Genomic DNA, 18498 nt, shown 5'->3' on the forward strand with positions numbered 1-18498 from the left:
AAAAAACCTATCTTTAAAATCTTATTTCAAATATTTGAATGCAAGTAGCAGCTATTATGCCTGTTTGCTAGAAAATCTCTTTTTTATCACAACAACTCTAACGAAACTAGAAGGGTCTTGGATATACAGAGAGAACGTCTGACATTTGTTACTTTTTATATTTTAAACGATTAATTTTTAATTACAAATTAATTTGTAAAAATTTCGCATGTGTATTTTTTTGTTTTTTTAAATAAATAATTTATAAATCATTCAACTAATTTGGATGGAAATTTTGAATAGCGTTAATCACAATCTTAATCCTACTACTCTCATAGCCTTTTCAGACAATCATGATTACCAACAATCCAACAAAACTTTAAAGTTTTCTAGCCGGATTCATTTATTATGCAAAACAATTTTTCAATCTTTGTTACATTTAATATTTGACTGTTTCGATAAAAATCAGCTTCGATCACAGTGGAGAAGGATTGTATGGGATCGAAAAAAAAGTGTCATTTCTAAGAATGTTATGATACGTCCAAGATCGGATGTAATTTTACCAAGTACAAATTTAATTCCCCCATTACCGCTTAGTTCTTTAATGAAAACGGATGCTTATCTAACGACCTTGGATAGCGAATTAGCACAATTTTGCAAAATTTTTGAAATTTACAATACAAGGATTATCAACCTAGCAGAAAAGAACCTTCACATATTGCCTAGTTCTTTTGGAAATTTAAATCAACTTAACCATCTAGATCTTACAAATAACCAACTTCAAATCCTACCCAATTCTTTCGGAAACTTAAAGAATCTTCGATCTCTTAATCTTTGTAATAATCAGTTCAACGAGATTCCAGATTGCCTTTTCCGTTTATCCCCCGCCTGTGACATTAATTTACAAGAAAATCCTTTAAGCCAAAATATACTCGACCAATTAAATCAAAGAGTGAATCAAACAAATTATCAGGGACCTAAATTTCAGGTATCCAGTCCTACACCTAACTTTTGCAGTGAACTTATGGATCAGATTATTCCGAGGTCGGAAACTATATTATTAGATGACGCACTAGCACAATTTTGTAGAATTTTTGAAATTCACGATACTAGTATGATCAGCCTAGCAGAAAAGAACATTCAATTATTGCCTAGTTCTTTTGGAAATCTAATAAATCTTTTTTTCCTAAATCTTATAAATAATCAACTTCAGTCACTGCCAGATTCTTTCGGAAACCTAACAAATCTTCAATGTCTGTATTTATACAATAACAAACTCGAATTGCTCCCTATTTCCTTTGGAAATTTAAACCAACTTAACAAACTAAATCTGGCAAACAACCAACTTCAGACATTACCTCATTCTTTTGGAAATCTAACAAACCTGACTAAACTTTACCTTAACAATAACAAACTCGAATTGCTCCCTACTTCTTTTGGAAAATTGGTCCAACTTAAAAAACTTCAAATTGCTTATAATCAACTTCAATCGTTACCCGAGTTGTTTACAAATCTGATCAATCTTCAAACGCTTGATCTAAATAATAACAATCTCCAAACATTGCCTGACTCTTTTGGAAATTTAAATCGGCTCCACGTCCTAAACCTTACAAATAATCAACTTCAAGTCCTACCCCATTCTCTTGGAAATTTAACTCAACTTAAAAAACTTCAAATTGCCTATAACCAGCTTCAATCTTTACCTGGGTCGCTTACAAATCTGATCGATCTTCAAACGCTTAATCTGAATAATAACAATCTTCAATCATTGCCTGATTCTTTTGGAAATTTAAATCAAATTAACTACCTAAATCTTGCAAATAATCAATTTCAGTCACTCCCAGCGTCTTTCGGAAACCTAACAAAACTTCAATGTCTTTATTTGTATAATAATCAAATTCAAATATTGCCTGAAACATTTTCAAATTTAATCAATCTTACCGAACTTCATCTTAACTACAATCAACTTCAAACATTACCTGAAACATTTATGAACTTAACAAACCTTCGAAATCTAAACCTAACTGGAAATAATTTTGAAACTATTCCTGAATGCCTTTTCCATCTATCATCCGAATGCGAAATTTATTTAGAATCCAATCCTTTAAGTCGAGAAATACTTAATCAATTAAATCGAAGGACAAGCCAATCAAACTATCAAGGGCCAAGATTTCATGTATCAGTCTATACCCATAGCTTTCATAATAATCAGGCTAATCAAATTTTTCTAAACTTTGAATCAATCTTAAAAGAATGGTGTAATAAAAACTGCCAAACCAAATTACTGTCTAATTTACCTCAAACAGCCAAAAACAATCTTTTAAATTGGTTTTCAAGGGTAAAAAGCACTCCTTTTTATATCTCCAATCCACAAGCCGCTAAAGAAAAAATTTCTTCTTTTCTCGATTGGATGGCAAACGAAAATAATTTAGATCATTTGCAAGTGGCTTATCAAATTTTGGCCGATGCGACAAGTACATGTGGAGATCGTATGGCAACAAGTGTGAATGAGCTGATGCTTCATATGCGATTATGCCAGAGTCAAAATTTAAGCCCTGAGGAATTAAAAACATTAATTATTGGTTTAGCCAGATTAAATAAACTATTTAAGATTGCGCAAAAAACATCTGCTTCCCAAAGAATGACCGATCCTATCGAGGTTCATCTGTGCTATCAAATTCATTTAAAAGGCGCTTTAGAATTACCGGTTGAAACAAATTCTATGCTTTATGAAAGGATGGCGTGCTTATCTGAGCAAAATATTCAAATAGCTAAAGAACGTATTTTAAGGAAAACGTCAACACTTGAACAACAAACAAACATTTTAATGGCTAGTCCATTTTGGATGAACGCAGTTAAATCACAACTCAGTACATCTCATATTGAAAAATTACGGGCCTTTTATAGCCTAAATTTAAACCCCAATGATTCGCAATTTATCACTATCGACTCTCATTTAAATAAAATTGAGTTTGAATCGCATCAATCCATTTATGAGCAACTTGCTGAACTTTGTGAGCAAGACAAGGCAAATAAAATGAATGAGATTGATAGTGAAGATGGGGAAGCAGTCTCTGCTTATTTTTCACAATTTCACATCAATGAAAAAACAATTTGGAATCCAGCATATATTGCGACCTTAGCTTTCCTAAGCTAATATTTTTTGTGAATATAAATAAAATCTAGGGAGCCTTTAAATGAGTTTATTTTATGTAAAATTATTCACTTAATTTTTTTCTTGTATGAGTGTTACCTACACACTAATGAAATTCTCATTTTAATAAAAATAACGCTTAATTATGCGGATTTGAAATTAAATATTTTAAAACTTACGAACTCATCGTTGGTATTTGAGGTGTGAATAAAACACCTACGTCTGACCAGGCTTGAAAAATGATACGTGACATTCCAAATTCACTAGCTTTCCTGATAGTTCTGTGAGCAAATGATGCAAAAGTTTCATCGCTTTTTAATGTCGTGTCCTGAGCAGCTTTAAACCAAATTTGGGCAATGATTCCCCATGTTCTACCACCTTCTAATTGGTTTGCTAGATAAAAAGCATAACTTGGAATACAGCTATTATTATGTACATAGCCATAATCATTTTCTTTTACATATATAGGAAAATTATGTTCATTAAGGGTTACTTTGTAATTTCGAGGTATTTTAGATGGAATAGATAAATCGCGAAGGCTTCCAATCCACCACGTTTTAGGACTTTGTAAATTTTTTTCATCGATCAACCAGTGTTTAAAAGCGATTCCAAATACATCCGCTAACGATTCATTCAATGCACCTGATTGCCCCTGATAATTAAGTTTGTTGTAAATGACAGCGTGAAAATATTCATGAGCGACAATTTCTTCTATTACTGCAAAGTTATCATTAAAATTAAACCGACATATTTCATTGATATTTAAAGTAGGGCAACTCCACAGAGCATTCTTTTCTTGCCAATTGATGTAAAGGTCTGTAATAGTACCTTGACCCTCAATTCCTCTTAATCCAAAAACATCCTCAAAAAATTCGTAAACTTTCTTTACGGTGCTATAAAGTTTTGCAGCGACAGGATCTATGGAAGTTGCACCTTGATTATTTTTACAAACTTCTCGCCCATAATACATTGTGTAAATTTTAATATTCGGCTCAGGATAATCCCATTCTATCCCGTAATGAGATTTTATGTGTTCAATGCTATCAGGATTTGAATAAGTTCGTTGTGGTGGATTAGAAGAATAATTTTGCCTAAAAGGAAATTCTGAAAAGTTCATATGTATTACTCCGTCATTTTATAATTATTTTTATAAAATGGAACTATATTTAATGAATCATTTTTATTAAATTTGCATATATGTTAATTTTAAAAAAATTTATTTTATTATTTAGTTTAAAACATTTTCACATATCAACAAAAATAAACTTTATCACTAATTAAGATATAAATCCACAACTCAAAGGAAAGGCATTCAGACCCTCTTTATTCCTCTTGTTCAAAAAATTAAGTTTATGAAATATACTTTTATAATTATAAATGCTTAGAAAGCGATATTTGAATATAAAAAAGTGCTAACAAAAAAGAATCAAAACATCTGTTTAAAAGCAATGATCTAAAAATGTTTTTTACCACATTTATTCTAAAGTTTTAGAACCGGTACCCCAAGGTTTTAAATTTAGGAAATTTTGCCACGGTCTGCCAAAATTAATCAATACCAAGTCTTATTAATTATATTAAAACGAGACAAATTTAATTATTTGTTTAGCCATAAAAAAGTTTTTCTCTAGTTTTAACTAGTTACACTTTAGTTTACTTCATACTTTTTTTAGCCCCATGCGCATATTAAAAATTACAAAACCGAGAAAAGTTTGTAAGACTAATGGGTAGTTTTCCACGATGCAGCTCATTACATTATTTTTAAATGAAGAGAAATTGCTACACTGTAAAATTTTTATTTGACATATTCGTATTTAGTAGGCAAAAAAAAGTTTTTATAAACGTGATCATTTGGGGGTTTTATGCACATCGCTTATTTTTCTAAGAAAATTTTTTATATTGGTTTACAACTAACCTTAGTAACGATAACTTCTCTTTACGGGAATTCTTTACCTTCCACGAATGTCCCTAACTCACAAAATTCTAATGCTTCTTCAGCGCCCCAAAACATTCCACGTTATGAGCGAGAAGAAATTGCTTTTGCAGATCGTAATGAAGATAAAACTCTTTATGAGAAAAATGTAAACTTAGGAAATTGGGATTATAAAGAAAACTGGCGTTATGATAAGCAAGCTTTTTATAATGGAGAAACACAATCGGACGCTTATGACCAAAGGCATCCAGGTCTACGTGGAATAGGCTATGATGCGACTGATCGTTCCACAGATCACCCTCAATATGAAAAAAATAGTAATTGCATAGCTCCTACTTATCGGGAAGGATATTATAAAAGGGCGCCTCAAGGAGATGGGAACAATTATTGTGCACAGCCTTCAAATAAAGGTTACTCAAACCAATCAGCTTACCCATATAGTACAACACAAAATTTTGACTCCCGAACCAATCAATACACCAATCCCTCAGATAATTTTTATCAGCAATAACCTTTATGACAACTGATGAGCATTTTAATGACTAGTCGATGTTGAACTAACATCGACTAGTCATGCTATAAATATGCATAGGCAGTCCATGAAAAATGATTTTCTTCCAAAAAGCTATCCCGCTCGCTTAGCAATTCCAAGGCTACGAAAGTTTTGAAAATCAATAATCGAGATTAATTTTTTAATTCCTAATTGATCAAATGCATATTGGCCCGCAGCCAATGCGGCTTCTGTTGCAAATCCTCTGCCCCAATAAGTAGGGTGAAAGCGATACCTTAGTTCTATTAATTGTTCTTGATCAATGGGATTGGTTAGTTAACCCCACAAATCCGACGAATTGACAATCTCTTTTCTCAACGGCATATAGACCATACCCATATTGAGTATCATGATCGAGTATTCGCTTTTGCAAATAAACTTGAGTCTTTTCTTTTGCTAGAGGGTCAATCAGCGAAAACTGCATAACTTCTAGATCTGCCACCAACCAGGCAAAAAAGGTAGAGATCATCAATTGTAAATTGCCTCAAAATAAGCTGTTTTGTTTTTAACTCCATTTCCCTAACAATAATTCCTCTGTTTGTAACAGCTTAATAGTTATACTCTGTTTAAAACGGCATATTTTGCCACAAGAGTTTTGACACTATTGTCTTTTGTAAAAAAAATTTTATATGTCAATCCCATCGAGCCTTCGTAAGCCTCCTTGATTTGCCCAATTCCAAAATCTTTATGAAAAATTGTATCGCTGGGAGCAAAAATTTCGCCGCTAGGAAGCGGTTTTTCCACATACGAAACACGTTCTTTTTGCTGATTTTGTAAAGCATGCTTAGAAATTATTTGGGATTGTTGACATTTTTCTAGATATTCTGAGGGCAGCTCTTTAAGAAATCGACTTGGCCTTTGAAAGCGAAGATTTCCCCATAAATATCTGGTATGGCAGAAGCTCAAATAAAGATATTCTTTTGCTCTTGTAATACCTACATAACAAAGACGCCGTTCTTCTTCCACATCTTCACGGTTATTTTTAGAATTCACATGAGGAAATAAATCTTCTTCTAGCCCAACTAAAAATGTAGTAGTAAATTCAAGACCTTTGCCATTGTGGATAGTCATCAAACTTAAACGTTCGACAGCTTGATTAGCTTCATCTAAACTAGATTTTAGAGAAAGTTCTTCTAAAAAGGCTTCTAATGAAGGATCTGTCGCAGAAATTTCCCATTCAACAGCTTTAGTAATCAATTCATCCAAGTTCTCTCTACGGTCTTCGTAGGACTCTTTATCTTCCATCAAATAGTTCAAATATTTTGTTTTTTCAATCGCTGCTAAAACAAGTTCTCGTACAGATCCAGCTTTACTTAAAGTACGTAGTTCTTGGACAATTGCTAAATACTCGGTTAAACCTTCTCTCTGCTTGGCTGTTAATCGAACAATAGATTTCATGGGAGTATTTTTTAATAATGCCTCGCAAAAAGCGTAAATCGTCATTCTTTCTTCATTAGCGCTCTGCCGAATTTTTTCAATTGTTGTTTCTCCTAGGCCTCTTTTAGGTAAATTAATTGTTCGAGCAAAGGCTACAAAATCTGCACCCGATTGAGCAAAACGCAAAAATGCCAAAATATCTTTAATTTCACGCCTTTGATAAAAAGAGATCCCACCCACAATGACATAGGGTATTCCACGATAAAGCAAGTAGTCTTCAAAAACCCTTGATTGGGCATTCGTTCGATAAAAAATAACCATTTCACTGAGTAAGATTTGATGTTCTTTGTGATGATAAGAAATCTGCGAAGCCACAAATTCAGCTTCAGCTCGATCATCATCTCCAATAAAGAGTTTAACTTTCTCACCAGCGCCCAGTTCACTCCATAATTCTTTCTCAAAACGATTCGTATTATGACTGATTAAAGCGTTAGCAGCATTTAAAATATTGGTACGGCTACGATAGTTTTGTTCTAATTGGATAACTTTAGCACCTGGATAATCTCGCTCAAAATTTAAAATATTTTGGACATTCGCTCCTCTCCAAGAGTAAATAGATTGATCAGGATCACCGACAACGAATAAATTACGTCTTTTTTCTACAAGTAAGGTCGTCATGGTGTATTGCACAGCATTAGTATCTTGATATTCATCAATTAAAACAAAGGGCCAGCGATCTTGGTAATAATTAAGAACTGAGGGATATTCACGCCAAATTTTAGCTGTTAAAAAAAGGAGATCATCAAAATCAACTGCTTGATACTCTTGAAGCTTTTTTTGATAAAGTGCATAGACATGAGGAAAGGCTTCATCAAAATCAGGAGTTACCTCTTTATCATAGTGTGGATTAGGTTGTTGCAACATATTTTTCGCTTGAGAGATCATTTGGCGAAAAGGCTTGGCATCTACTTTTTTGTCTTGCCAACTCAGTTCCATTAAACAGGCTTTGACTAATTTATTAACATCTTCTTCGTCATAAATTGTAAAATCACGTTGATATCCCAATACATGAATGCTTTCCCGTAAAATTTTTGCTCCTAAACTATGAAATGTACAAATGAGAACATGATGTTGAGTCAACTTACAAACGCGTTCTCTCATTTCTTGAGCGGCTTTGTTTGTAAATGTTACTCCTAAAATATTAGAAGGAGAAATTCCATTTTCTATCAAATTAACAATTCTAGAGGTAACAACGCGCGTTTTTCCAGATCCCGCCCCCGCTAATACTAATACCGGACCTTCTAAGGTTGTCACAGCGTCTTTTTGCTCTTTATTTAAATTAAATAAATTATCCATCACAACAACAAGCTCCACAAGGTAAACAGGTTTTTCCTTTATGACCGGGCAATGGATGTCTATATTCTTTTTCTCGCTCGGCAAGGTTTCCATACCTGTGATAATCAAAACTTAAACTTACTTCTCTTAAAAAATGAAGAAGTTCTAATCGTCCATTGGCCATTACTTCCCCTCTATTTAAATGACAAGCTGCATTCGCTAAAGTATTTTCTAAAGATTTAGAGAAAGGGCTTAACACACGCATTCTTTTGATCTCACCTCGCTCTAATCTTTCGATAAAGGTCGATTCAGGCTCCAATTTAAAAGAAATGAAAGGAGGTAAACGTAAAGACTGGAATTTTTGGTAAGTCTCTTGATTATCTGTACTCAACATTAAAGGGGTAGAACAAATAATAGAGGCTGCTATCAAACGTAATAAGTCTATTAAACGATCAGGTGATTGTACCCTAACCGAAATTTGATTATGCGGGCGATAAGTTTGTAAATTATCTTGCCCTCTAACTAAACAAGGATCATGGGATCGAGAAAAATATAAATCATAATAGAAAGCATAATTTTTCATACTTAAACTAAAAATTTCATATTCTTCGGAACTCAAATACTTTAGTCTCTGAACATTTTTTAGAAATGCCAGAGGTATTTCTTTTAATTCTTTTTGCTCTGTAGGTAAGTTTTTTTGAGAAGGTTGCATAAACTGCACTAGATAATTAGGACCTCCAGCTTTCGATCCTTTTCCAAAACCGCTTTCTTTACACCCTCCAAATGGTTGTCTTTCAACAATGGCTCCTGTCATAGTTCTATTAATATAGCAGTTCCCTGCCTCTATTTTTTGAAACCATTGCTTCTGCTCTCTTTCATCTAGGGTATGAATACCTGCAGTTAAACCGTAGCCTGTTTGATTCATCATGTGTAAGGCTTCATCGAAATTTTCTGCTCTTACAAGCCCCAAAACAGGCCCAAATAACTCTGTATTATAGGTAAAATTCCCTGGTTTCACACCAAGCTTAATTCCCGGACTCCAAAGATAAGGATTTTGAGAATCTTGCTTAGGCTGTACAAGCCATTCTTCCCCTTCCTCTAACTGCGTTAAACCACGTAACAGATTGGGGTTAGCTTCACGAATTAAAGGATTAACTTTAGATTTTAATTTCCACGGGGAACCGATCGATAAACTTTCTACAGAATCTTTTAACTGCTGACGAAAGTGAAGATTATCATAAATCTCTGCTTCTACAATAGCCAAACTACATGCGCTACATTTTTGTCCTGCATGACTAAACGCCGATTGAACCAAATCTTTAATCGCTAAATCACGATCAGCCATAGAGGTTATAATCATTGTGTTTTTACCACCCGTTTCAGCCATTAAATCCAAATTTGCCCTTAAGCGTAAAAAAAGTTTTGCAGTTTCCGTCGCACCAGTTAAGACAACTGCATTCACTCGAGAATCTTGAATTAAGGCGCTTCCCACAGGTTCATCTTCGCAAACAACAAATTGTAACACTTGCTGGCTAATTCCCGCCTCCCAAAAAATTTGAGCTAAATGCCAACAGACTAAAACAGACTCAACAGCAGGTTTTAAAATTACCGTATTATCAGTAACTAATGCTGCTAAAACACCGCCAGCTGCTATCGAACATGGAAAATTCCAAGGAGGAGCAATGACAACAACACCTTTAGCACTCCACTTGACATCCTCCAAAGACATCCATTCTAATAAATTGGAGCGATAATAATTAGCAAAATCGATTGCTTCGGAAACTTCTATATCTGCTTCAATCAATGTTTTAGCCGTATCAGCAATCATAGCTCCAATCAAATCAGCACGATGTAGCTCTAAACCTTGCGCTATTTTTATTAATAAATTGGCCCTTTCTTGCGGAGTTGTCGCAGACCATTTTAAATAAGCATTTTGAGCAGCGTTTAAAGCTTCTTTAATGTGTGCTTTGGAAGCTAACGCATAGCGGTACAAAATTTTTCCAGGAAAAGAGGGATCTTCTCCAATTCCCCAGCGATTTTCTGAAGTATAGTGGAAGCCATTAATGACTAAAGGAACATCTGGATGTTTTTTATTTTTCCATTGCTCAATAATTATTTTCGCCCATTGACGGTTGTGAGATAATGACCAGTCAGTATCTGCCACATTTTGGAAACATTTTCGTTGATTGAGCAAATGATCTTTATGCAATCTATTTTGTAAACGCCTAGGTTGATCGGAAACTTGTTCATAATTTTGACAAGCTTGTTTAAACAAATGAACTTGATTATTCCAATCATCAGTGCCAGGCCTTAAATCAAAAGCATGTCGTAAGAAGTTTTCAGGAGCTGTATTTTCATCTAAACGTCTGACAAGATAAGCAACGACGCTTTGAAATTCTTCTTTAGTGGCAGTTGGGCAGTAAAGAAGCATGTCATCTGCTAAAGTTTGAACAACTCGTCGAATATGATCAGCCATTCCCTCCAGCATTTCAAAGCAGACTTCTTTTTCAATTTGATTTTCAGAACGGAGTAATAAAGCATAAGCGATATCAAATAAATTATGACTAGCAATCCCTAAATGAGCTGCCTGAGCACGTTGAAACTTGCATCCATACGTGACCATTCGTTTATAATTTGCATCTACATCTGCTTTAGTTGTGTAAGGAGCCTGTGGCCATAAACGAACAGCGGATTCAAATTGCTCCATCGCTAAATTAGCACCTTTTACAAGGCGGATTTTGATAGGAGCTCCCATCCGATTAACTCTTTGCATCGCCCACTGCGTTAGCTCTTGTTGAATTAAATAAGAATCGGGTAAATAGCTTTGCAAAACAATTCCGGCTTGATATTGAAAAAACTCAGGCTCATCTAAAACTTTTTTAAAAAGCGCGACTGTTAGGTTTAAGTCTCGATATTCTTCCATATCTAAATTAACAAATTTCGATATGACTTCACCCGTTGCTCGTCTATATTTATTTTTAATTGCTGCTCGATACAATAAACGCAGTCTTTCAGATAAAATTTCTAACGTTTCTTCCCAAGCCAGTAAATGGATTTGGCTATAAATAGTAGAAATTTTAATAGAAATATACTCGATCAAAGGATTTGCTAAATCATCCAGATAAATTTGCAAACGACGCCTGGCTTCATCTTCTCCTAAAATGGCTTCACCTAGATGATTAAGATTAATTCTTACTCCCTCTTGACACCTCTTTTTCATGTGTTTAGCAAACGTTTGAGGCTCTCCTGGTAAAATAATATGCCTTGTTTCTTTCTGAATCAGTCGAATAGTAATAGGAACTGCTAAAGAAGAGAGAATTTTACCAACTAGGCTAAAAGCTTTTAAGGCTAGTCGTTTTTTATCCGATAAGTAGAGGGGGATTCCATATTTGTGAATGACTTGCGCAAGTTGATCAGCCACCCTACTATTTTGAAGACTTCTAAAACACTGGTCTGTTAAGGCGGTTGTAAAAATCTTACCACCGGGATCGTTCATCATTCCAGCAAGTTCTGCTTGTTGCCTTTTTTCAGCTTTTGTTTGAATATATTGCGCCTCTTTTAGCATTTTAGCTGCTAACGAAATCGCCAGATCTTGCCTTTCTTGTAATGAAAGTTTTTTTCCTTTGACTGAATGAATTTGAAATAAGGCATTTTCAATCAAAGAAGACTTTTTCATGTTCTAACTCAGGTTTGATAGAGGATTAATTGACCCTTTTGCAACGCAAAACCAAGCGCTCTTTATAACAAACTTATCTCTTTAAAAAAAGTGTTTCGTATACTGAACTATTTCTAATAGGCTTCTTAACCCATTACCTGAAAATTTGTAGTGAAACTGATGTATACAACCGACAAATATCAAGAATTTGATTGAGAATTTAAAATGGCAAATGTTAAATGTTCAAATTTGTATGTTTTTTCTTGAGATTTGCTATAATTTTGAGTTTTTTAATCAATAGATTGTTTACTTATGCAAATCCTACGAACTTTATTCCTTTTTTTTATATTTATTGTAATTCCGACTGTTGGATTTACACAAGTTACAGTAGGTATCGATTCTCTGTTTGATTCTTCTTACGTAGAATTAATCAAAGGTAAACGTATAGGATTAGTCACAAATCATACCGCAATCAATCATGAGGGTGAGACAACCATCAATTGTTTAAAAAAAAATGCCTGTTTTTTTGAATTTAAACTGCAAGCTCTGTTTGCTCCAGAGCATGGCTTACAAGGAATTCAATATGCAGATGAAATTGTTAAAGATTCTTATGAAACAGAGATTCCTATTTACAGTTTACACGGATCTACAAGACGGCCAACGCAAGAGTCTTTAAAAAATCTCGACGTTTTAATTTATGATATTCAAGACATCGGTTCGCGTTCATACACCTACATTTCCACCCTATTTTATGTGATGGAAGAAGCAGCTAAACTCAAAATTCCAGTCATTGTTCTCGATAGACCGAATCCCATTAATGGCTTAACAATTGATGGGCCCTTACTAGAAGAAAAATGGCGTTCGTTTGTGGGGTACGTTAATATTCCTTATTGTCACGGGCTGACAATCGGAGAATTAGCCTCTTATTTTAATGGAGAATATAAAATTAACTGTTTACTCAAAGTTATTCCCATGAAAGGGTGGAAAAGAGAGATGACATTTAATGAAACAGGACTCATCTGGATCCCAACTAGCCCTCATATTCCCGAAGCAGAAACTTCTCTTTACTATCCTATCACTGGGTTGCTTGGAGAACTTCAACTTGTTAATATTGGTGTAGGCTATACCCTACCCTTTAAAATTGTCGGAGCTCCGTGGATTGATGCAGAAAAATTTGCAAAAAAACTTAACGAACAAAAATTTCCAGGCGTCCGCTTCCATCCCTTTTACTATCGCCCTTTTTTTGGTCGCTTTGCTCATCAAAACTGTCAGGGTGTTTTAATAATCTTAACTAACCCTAAAAAATATTTACCTGTCTCTACCCAATATTTACTTATTGGCATGTTAAAAAGTTTATATCCCAAAGAGTTTCAAGCTGCATTAAATCAATCTTCTCATAGACAAGAAATGTTTAATAAAGTCAATGGGACGGCAGAAGTGTTTAGAATCATTAAAGAAGAGCAATATATCCTTTGGAAATTACGCTCTCTTCATGAAAAAGAACGGGCCTTATTTGTGAATAAAAGAGCTTCTTACCTCCTCTATTGAACCCTTCCATTTAGCAAAACTAGCAATTACAACAAGTAACTGCTAAAATTTTATTTCAGCTCCTTGACATAAATCGTTTTCAATCCTAAAATGCTTTTTTTCAGAGTCAATAAAACAGATGAAAATAACAGGAGAATAGACATGACAACTAAGACTAAAATTAAACCTTTAGGAGATCGCGTTGTAGTTCAACGAGCAAAAGCTGCTACTTCAAAAGGCGGCATTCTTCTTCCTGATTCAGCGCAAGAAAAACCAAGAGAAGGACATGTCATTGCCGCAGGTCCTGGTAAAATGAGTGAAAGCGGACAACTTGAACCTCTTTCTGTTAAAGTTGGTGATCGCATTCTTTTTGGAGCCTACGCTGGTACAGAGGTTAAAGATAATGATGAAGATTATTTAATCTTATCCGAAAACGATATTCTAGGAATTTTATCTTAATCTTTTTAATGCAAGGACCCGTTTATGGCAAAATTATTACAATTTAACGAAGAAGCCTTAAAATCAATTTTAAAAGGTGTAAAAACGCTTGCTAAAGCCGTTAAAGTCACTTTAGGCCCAAAAGGGCGCAACGTTGTCATTAACAAAGGATTTGGCTCTCCTCTTTCTACTAAAGATGGTGTCACAGTCGCCAAAGAAGTTGTTCTCAAAGACAAATTTGAAAACATGGGTGCTCAATTAGTTAATCAAGTTGCTGCTAAAACATCTGATGTAGCAGGGGATGGAACAACAACAGCCATTGTTTTAGCTGAAGCCATTTATTCTGCTGGTGTCAAAAACGTGGCAGCCGGTGCAAATCCAATGAGTTTAAAAAGGGGAATAGATCAAGCCGTTGAAACAATAACTCGCTCTCTAGATCAACTTTCTACGCCAGTAAATACAGCCCAAGAAGTTAGACAGATTGCCACAATTTCTGCCAATAATGATGGCGAGATCGGCCGTATTATTGGAGAAGCAATGGAAAGAGTGGGTAAAGATGGAATTATCACTGTTGCTGAAGCAAAAGGAATTGAAACACATGTAGATTATGTAGAAGGCATGCAATTTGATAAAGGATACGTTTCCCCTTACTTTATCACCAATGCAGAACAAATGAGCGTTGAGCTCTCAAACGCAGATATTCTAATTACAGACAAAAAATTATCCGCAGCTAAAGACATTATTCCTGCTTTAGAAAAAATTATGGAAAAAGGAACACGCCCTTTACTCATTATTGCTGAAGATATTGATGGAGAAGCTCTTGCAACTCTCGTCGTCAATAAACTAAAAGCAGGGATGACTGTTTGTGCAGTAAAAGCACCAGGTTTTGGGGATCGACGTAAAGCTATGTTGCAAGATATTGCCATTTTGACAGGAGGAAAAGTTGTTTCAGAAGAAGTAGGTCTAAAACTAGATGAAGTAGGACCAGAAGTTCTTGGAAGAGCAAAGACTATTAAGGTTTCAAAAGAAGAAACAACGATTATTGATGGAGCTGGACAACCAAATGAGGTGAAAAGCCGCCTTGCTCAAATTAAAGCTGAACTTGCGAATGCAAGCACTTCTAAATATGACAAAGAAAAATTAGAGGAACGACTAGCAAAAATGGTCGGCGGCGTTGCAGTTGTTAATGTCGGAGCAGCGACTGAAACAGAATTAAAAGAAAAGAAAGCGCGTGTGGAAGACGCATTACATGCCACACGGGCAGCTGTTGCGCAAGGAATCGTTCCTGGCGGTGGAGTCGCTCTTCTTCGCGCTGTTAAATCCCTTGAAAAATTGCAACTTACAGGCGATGAAGCGATAGGCTTAACTATTATTAAGCAAGCCGCTTTTGCGCCAGCAATAGCTATTGCTAATAACTGTGGGAAACAAGGAAATTTGATTGCTGAAAAAATTTATGAAGCAACAGGTTCTTATGGATATGATGGTTTAACTGACGAATTTAAAGATTTGTTAAAAGCAGGAGTAATAGATCCTGTTTTAGTCACCAAAAGCGCGCTAATCAATGCAGCTTCTATTGCAGGACTCTTACTTACAACAGCTGCAATGATTACTGATAAACCCCAACCTAAATCTCAACCTGCTGGCATGCCAGGCATGGATGGCATGGGTGGTATGGGAATGGGCGGCATGGGTGGTATGGGCGGCATGGGAATGATGTAAGCTTCTCACCCATTTAACTAATTCATCCCTTTGTATCTCAAAGGGATGAATTTTAAATATTCTTGTTAAAAAAATCCTTCAGAGATCACCAAAAAAATAAAGAAAGCTGATCACTTCGTGATCTAAATGCTTTAGATAAACTCTGAAGTTTAAACTAAGCATAAACTTAATCAATTTAGCAACAGGACTATTCAGTCAAAGGTTATTATGCCCCATTACGATTATTGTTGTACAAGCTGTGGCTATCAAGAAGAAGTTTTTCAAAAAATTAGCGAAGAGCCTTTAAAAATTTGTCCCTCATGTCGACAAAATAATTTTCAAAGACAGTTTGGAGGTGGAGTAGGACTTCATTTTAAAGGGACAGGATTTTATATTACGGATTATCCTTCATCATCAACTTCAGATCAGAGTTGCCCTTGCGGAAAAAATTCTTCTTGTTCTTCGGAACCTAAAAACTAAAAGCCAACGATCGCTTTTGATCTAATTATTTGGCTTATCTAGTTGTCGATCAAATACTTTGAATTATGTACGTCTATTTTTATTCTATCAAATAAAAAAGAAATAACTCTTAAATCTATTTTTAGTTTAGATATAATAAATAACAATTATATAATATAAAAATTGTTCATGACAAGAAATGTGACCCATGAATAATTTGGATAAAACTTTCAAACAGGAGAATAAATATGGGATTAGGAAGAATGGCTCTTCTTTGGATTTTAGGCGTGCCCGTAGGAGTAATCGCTATCCTTAAACTATTGGGTTTAATCTAAATCTGTGCCGCTCTGCGCTTATTAATTTCACACACTAGGCTGTCTTTCTATATGTGTAATGTCATCTCCTATCCTTGGAGTAGGTGGAGGAAATGAAGAGCCTGAGCGGCGAAAAAAAGAATTAAAAAGTAATAAAATTATTGTTACGCAAAAAAGCATCGAAATTCCTTTGACGCTATTTTGATTGGAACGATGATTGTTATTATTATTTTTTTGTATTGTCTCAGAAAATTTTGAAAAAATCTCTTTTGCGATTTGCTTCACACGGTTAGCTAAATCAAACTTGAAATAGTCTTTCGATCTGTTAACAAAATCAGATAAAAATTTTGGTTGATTCACTGAAAAATTTAAGAAAGTGCCTGTTAAGTGCATATAACCACCTTACTAGTTAATAAAAACTATATCAATATCTTTTATTTATTACAATAAAGACCCTGCTTTTTTTATTTACCAAAAATCTCATTCAATTGCTGCACATAAAAAATAATATTAATATAAAAACATTGAGCCATTTTTAAATAGATAAAGCTCTTGTTATCCTTATTTAGGTAGTGCTAAATAGGTAAGGCTCTCAATTGTACATTGGAATCACAAATAAAATATTTTATTATCCCAATGGGATTAGTTAGCTTTTTAGAAAATGAAAGTGTTTTCCTTACAAGTCTTGCCCACCTTTGTCTTAAGAGTGCAATTAAATCTTTCAATGTAGCTTGTCTGACCTGCTAACTGGCTGATGTTGGCTCCAAAGAATGGTTTCTAATAGATATTAAATTTATCATTGAAATAGAGGAATTTTTTTAATGATTCAGGCTGTTTTGCGAAAAGAAGCTCAGCGGTTTTTTTATCTCGAGGACCTTGCCTAGCAAGCACTTGGCGACTTTTTTTATGTAAGACGAGCCATAACTACTGATCTTTTTTCTTATTTTCTACAAACCGCCATCACTCATCTACTTCAAGTTTAGTCACTTCTAACTCATCTTGCTCATGACAAATGACTTGGGCATTTAAATCCTCAGGCAAATCATGGATAATGAAATCAATAAAATCTAGGCAAAGATGAGAACATTGCCACTGTCAATTTAAAAAGATTAAAATAATAATAGCGTAAATTAAAAACGATGTAGAGCACAAAATTTGACGATGTCTACTATTACGACGTTTCCACAAAGAAAGTGCTATTTTCAGTTAAACAGCAAAAAGAACTTAAAAATCTTTTAAAATGCCCTAAATTAAAATTGAAGTTTACCACTTCTTTAATTTAACACTCAAAAACAAAGCCTAACCATCCTTCTTTTTCTTTTTCTTCCTTTAATCTCCACCCCCAGTTTTTTGTTTGCTCAAAGTAGACGTCTCGCTCCTCTTGACGTATTCCGGAAATTAGACGTAAACCCGGTAAGCGATGCAAAGAGGAAAGGGTATTCCAGGCAATTTTTTGTTCAGAAAAAATCATATTCATCACAATCAAAGGAACTGTAATAGAATGAAATTGAAATTCTTCTGGTAGCATAAAAATACAGTGAGATTCCATTTGATTAAACTTAGCATTTTCTTGAGCGTGTTCAATAGCTGTTGGATCGATGTCCACCCCATATGCAAACGAAGCACCTAGAGCAAGGGCAGCTAAAGACAAAACACCACTTCCGCTTCCAATATCGATGACACTTTGTATTATTAAATATTGACTCATCAGTTCTAAAACAAGTAAAGTCGTTGGATGAGATAAATCTCCAAATCCCGGGCCAGGTTTGAGTAAAATGGGCTCAGCTTTCCTTCCAAATTTGTCAAAAGAAAGGTGGACCGACCCATTTTTAAAATCTAAACCATACAAAGCCCATTGTGATTCCCAATCAATTTTAGGTAATTGTACCTTTTCAATTTCTTTAATCCAAAGATAAGCGGAAACCTCATTCTCAGAGTTTAAATAAAGATAAAGAATTCCCCTACTCTCTTCTTCTTCCCCATAGGCTAATTCGAAAGCATTTTCTTCCAAAATTTCCCAGGCTTGTTCCAATGTTAGATCATTCTTCAAGGTAATTTTGTAAAGTTCCTTCATTCCGCTTC

General features: G+C 34.6%; 13 protein-coding genes and 1 pseudogene. 7 read left to right on the forward strand and 7 right to left on the reverse strand.

What is annotated here, in order from left to right; genetic code table 11:
• Positions 1-274 precede the first annotated feature (274 nt).
• Positions 275-3136 (forward strand): leucine-rich repeat domain-containing protein, encoded by a 2862-nt coding sequence (locus tag BU804_RS08185; protein WP_158025042.1) that lies wholly within the window; start codon positions 275-277, stop codon positions 3134-3136.
• Between the two features lie 172 nt (positions 3137-3308).
• Here BU804_RS08185 and BU804_RS08190 read toward each other — a convergent pair whose 3' ends face one another.
• Positions 3309-4250, reverse strand: coding sequence for a M4 family metallopeptidase (locus BU804_RS08190; protein ID WP_075883683.1), 942 nt, complete (start codon positions 4248-4250; stop codon positions 3309-3311).
• A 742-nt stretch (positions 4251-4992) separates the two neighbouring features.
• On the opposite strand from BU804_RS08190, the gene BU804_RS08195 reads away from it, so the two are divergent.
• Positions 4993-5574: a hypothetical protein gene (locus BU804_RS08195; protein ID WP_075883684.1), complete on the forward strand. Its 582-nt coding sequence runs from the start codon at positions 4993-4995 to the stop codon at positions 5572-5574.
• A gap of 114 nt (positions 5575-5688) precedes the next feature.
• Here BU804_RS08195 and BU804_RS17705 read toward each other — a convergent pair whose 3' ends face one another.
• The 4 genes from BU804_RS17705 to BU804_RS08215 all read right to left on the reverse strand — a co-directional run bounded on the left by BU804_RS17705 (position 5689) and on the right by BU804_RS08215 (position 12001).
• Positions 5689-5877 (reverse strand): GNAT family N-acetyltransferase, encoded by a 189-nt coding sequence (locus BU804_RS17705; RefSeq protein WP_079988670.1) that lies wholly within the window; start codon positions 5875-5877, stop codon positions 5689-5691.
• Positions 5873-6085, reverse strand: a complete 213-nt coding sequence (locus BU804_RS08205; protein WP_143298964.1) for a GNAT family N-acetyltransferase — start codon at positions 6083-6085, stop codon at positions 5873-5875. Before BU804_RS08205 ends, BU804_RS17705 begins: the two co-directional genes overlap by 5 nt.
• A gap of 83 nt (positions 6086-6168) precedes the next feature.
• Positions 6169-8346: an ATP-dependent helicase gene (locus tag BU804_RS08210; RefSeq protein WP_075883686.1), complete on the reverse strand. Its 2178-nt coding sequence runs from the start codon at positions 8344-8346 to the stop codon at positions 6169-6171.
• Positions 8339-12001 (reverse strand): bifunctional proline dehydrogenase/L-glutamate gamma-semialdehyde dehydrogenase, encoded by a 3663-nt coding sequence (locus BU804_RS08215; protein ID WP_075883687.1) that lies wholly within the window; start codon positions 11999-12001, stop codon positions 8339-8341. The genes BU804_RS08210 and BU804_RS08215 overlap by 8 nt, the downstream gene beginning before the upstream one ends.
• Positions 12002-12292: 291 nt before the next feature.
• Between BU804_RS08215 and BU804_RS08220 the strand changes: the two genes are divergently transcribed.
• From BU804_RS08220 to BU804_RS15480, 5 genes are all read left to right on the forward strand, one after another.
• On the forward strand, positions 12293-13528 hold the full coding sequence (locus tag BU804_RS08220; protein WP_075883688.1) for an exo-beta-N-acetylmuramidase NamZ family protein: 1236 nt from the start codon (positions 12293-12295) through the stop codon (positions 13526-13528).
• Positions 13529-13669: 141 nt separating this feature from the next.
• Positions 13670-13966 (forward strand): co-chaperone GroES, encoded by a 297-nt coding sequence (locus BU804_RS08225; RefSeq protein ID WP_039355744.1) that lies wholly within the window; start codon positions 13670-13672, stop codon positions 13964-13966.
• Between the two features lie 24 nt (positions 13967-13990).
• Positions 13991-15664: a chaperonin GroEL gene (gene groL / locus BU804_RS08230; RefSeq protein WP_075883689.1), complete on the forward strand. Its 1674-nt coding sequence runs from the start codon at positions 13991-13993 to the stop codon at positions 15662-15664.
• Between the two features lie 207 nt (positions 15665-15871).
• Complete coding sequence (locus tag BU804_RS08235) at positions 15872-16123, forward strand: FmdB family zinc ribbon protein (RefSeq protein WP_075883690.1); 252 nt, start codon at positions 15872-15874, stop codon at positions 16121-16123.
• 372 nt (positions 16124-16495) lie between these two features.
• Positions 16496-16621, forward strand: a complete 126-nt coding sequence (locus tag BU804_RS15480; protein WP_255346660.1) for a hypothetical protein — start codon at positions 16496-16498, stop codon at positions 16619-16621.
• Positions 16622-16991: 370 nt separating this feature from the next.
• On the opposite strand, the pseudogene BU804_RS11460 reads toward BU804_RS15480, so the two are convergent.
• Both BU804_RS11460 and BU804_RS08245 read right to left on the reverse strand, forming a co-directional pair.
• Positions 16992-17487: pseudogene (locus BU804_RS11460) on the reverse strand (IS1 family transposase); the annotation flags it as partial.
• 208 nt (positions 17488-17695) lie between these two features.
• The gene (locus tag BU804_RS08245) at positions 17696-18490 is read right to left on the reverse strand and encodes a 50S ribosomal protein L11 methyltransferase (protein ID WP_075883692.1); all 795 of its coding nucleotides are present in this window, start codon (positions 18488-18490) and stop codon (positions 17696-17698) included.
• Positions 18491-18498 lie beyond the last annotated feature (8 nt).

Origin of the sequence: Candidatus Protochlamydia sp. W-9, from assembly GCF_001950615.1 — a bacterium.
GTDB lineage: Bacteria > Chlamydiota > Chlamydiia > Chlamydiales > Parachlamydiaceae > Protochlamydia > Protochlamydia amoebophila.

Excerpts from the sequence above, each read along its gene's own strand:
- BU804_RS08190 (WP_075883683.1), bottom strand. The coding sequence starts at position 4,250 with ATGAACTTTTCAGAATTTCCTTTTAGGCAAAATTATTCTTCTAATCCA.
- BU804_RS08195 (WP_075883684.1), top strand. The coding sequence starts at position 4,993 with ATGCACATCGCTTATTTTTCTAAGAAAATTTTTTATATTGGTTTACAA.
- BU804_RS08210 (WP_075883686.1), bottom strand. The coding sequence starts at position 8,346 with ATGGATAATTTATTTAATTTAAATAAAGAGCAAAAAGACGCTGTGACA.
- BU804_RS08215 (WP_075883687.1), bottom strand. The coding sequence starts at position 12,001 with ATGAAAAAGTCTTCTTTGATTGAAAATGCCTTATTTCAAATTCATTCA.
- BU804_RS08220 (WP_075883688.1), top strand. The coding sequence starts at position 12,293 with ATGCAAATCCTACGAACTTTATTCCTTTTTTTTATATTTATTGTAATT.
- BU804_RS08225 (WP_039355744.1), top strand. The coding sequence starts at position 13,670 with ATGACAACTAAGACTAAAATTAAACCTTTAGGAGATCGCGTTGTAGTT.
- groL (WP_075883689.1), top strand. The coding sequence starts at position 13,991 with ATGGCAAAATTATTACAATTTAACGAAGAAGCCTTAAAATCAATTTTA.
- BU804_RS08235 (WP_075883690.1), top strand. The coding sequence starts at position 15,872 with ATGCCCCATTACGATTATTGTTGTACAAGCTGTGGCTATCAAGAAGAA.
- BU804_RS15480 (WP_255346660.1), top strand. The coding sequence starts at position 16,496 with ATGTCATCTCCTATCCTTGGAGTAGGTGGAGGAAATGAAGAGCCTGAG.
- BU804_RS08245 (WP_075883692.1), bottom strand. The coding sequence starts at position 18,490 with ATGAAGGAACTTTACAAAATTACCTTGAAGAATGATCTAACATTGGAA.